Origin of the sequence: Allostella sp., assembly GCF_041913585.1 — a bacterium.
In the GTDB taxonomy this organism is placed as follows: Bacteria; Pseudomonadota; Alphaproteobacteria; order ATCC43930; family Allostellaceae; genus Allostella.
Map to the genome: position 1 here is coordinate 1 of NZ_JAYSFE010000296.1, position 1526 is coordinate 1526.

Annotated in this window: 2 protein-coding genes; both read right to left on the bottom strand. The window is 70.8% G+C overall.

What is annotated here, in order from left to right; genetic code table 11:
- A partial coding sequence (locus tag ACE3Q3_RS24360; protein WP_374450462.1) for a VIT domain-containing protein occupies window positions 1-1160 on the bottom strand: 1160 nt, incomplete at its 3' end.
- Window positions 1129-1526 (bottom strand): helix-turn-helix domain-containing protein (locus tag ACE3Q3_RS24365; RefSeq protein ID WP_374450464.1); only part of this gene is annotated, 398 nt, incomplete at its 5' end. The genes ACE3Q3_RS24365 and ACE3Q3_RS24360, both read right to left, overlap by 32 nt.

The following is a 1526-nucleotide window of genomic DNA, read 5'->3' on the forward strand; positions in this document are numbered from 1 at the left end:
CTGTCCTGCCCGACGAGCACGACCACGATCCGCCGTCCGGCCTTGGCCAAGGCGTGGGGATCGAGATCGTAGCTCTTGCCGTCCGTCACCAGGAGCACGTCGGGCGCGGTCGCGCCATCGACCACGGCATGCAGCGCGTGACCGATCCGGGTGCCCCCGTCCGGCGGGCTGAGGCAAGCGGCCCGCTGACCGAGACCCGGCGCATCGGCTCCATGCGATCTGCGGCCCGGGGCGACAGGCTGGGCCCGGTCGGAGAATTCCCAGAGTTCGATGCGGTCGGACGGTCGGAGCGCCGCATCGAGCTGCTGCAGACCGGCCACGAGCGCCTGATGCTTGGTCAGCGGGCCGCTCCGCCCGGAAGCGGGCGCGTCCATCGAGGACGAATGGTCGACCAGCAGCGCGACGTTCAGATCCGCCTCGCCATCGTCGAGCGGGGCCACATCCAACGTGACGGTTCGCCCGTCGGCGGCCCTCGCGACCAGCGGCCGCCGCGGCCAGCCGGCGAACTCCAGATCGATCGGCTGGTTCATCGGCACGGTCGCCATGCCGTCGGCCAGCGTCCCCGTCCCCAGCCATATTGCGGCAGCATCGCTGCGGACCGAGAGGGTGGCCGTCTGGGGCGGGGCCCCCTGGAGCGGTGCATCGGCTTCGAGCAATCCGGAGCGGCCGTAGACATCGCCGATCGTGAGCGGGATGCGCAGCCGGCCCGCGCCCGCGACCATGGTGAGCGCGATGGCCCATTCGCTCGTGACGGCGATCTCGGCCCCCGGCGGGACATGGGCGACGGACAGCATGTGGACGCCGCGCAGCAGTTCCTCATGCAGCACGGCCGATCGGCCGTCGTCGATCGCCCGCTCGTAGCGGTCGCGCGCTTGGCCCCGTGCCTGGGCGGTCGCCGTCAGCGTGCGCGCGCCGATCCGCGCCTCGAGGCGAAAGAGGGTTGCGCCCACCGGCATCGGGAAGGTGATGGTGGCTTCGATGCTCTCGGCCTCGACGTTGCGGAAGACGCGGCGCGTCGAGACCGTCGCGAGGCCGGCTTCGGTGACGATGTCGAAGTGGGTCTCCACCAGGGGAATGGGATGGGTGGAGCCGGCAACGAACGCGCCGGCGACCAGGGAGGCCAGGGGATCAGTCGTCAGCGCGGGCAGGGGGATCGTCATCTTCGGCCTCCTGGAGGAACTCGGCGAGGATCTGTTGGACCCGCTCCAGCAGAGGCGCTGTCGGCATGCCCGAGCCGATCAGCTTCGGCGAGACGACCAGCGTCACGCCGGGAGCGACCGGAAACGGCACGCCTTCCTCGGCCTGCAGCAGGATGCGGATGGCGGCAGGCGGGAAGCCGAGCGCGTGCAACCGCGTGTAGCGCCGGATGGCCGCCACGTGATCGTCGCCGTAGTCGGCATGCGCCCGCCCGCCCCGCGGGGCAGGGACAAACCCTTCCGCGATCAGGAAGCGGATCTGCCGCTCGGGGACGCCGGTCAGCGCGATGAGGTCACGAAGATTCAACGGCCCGCCTTTCGACAAATATA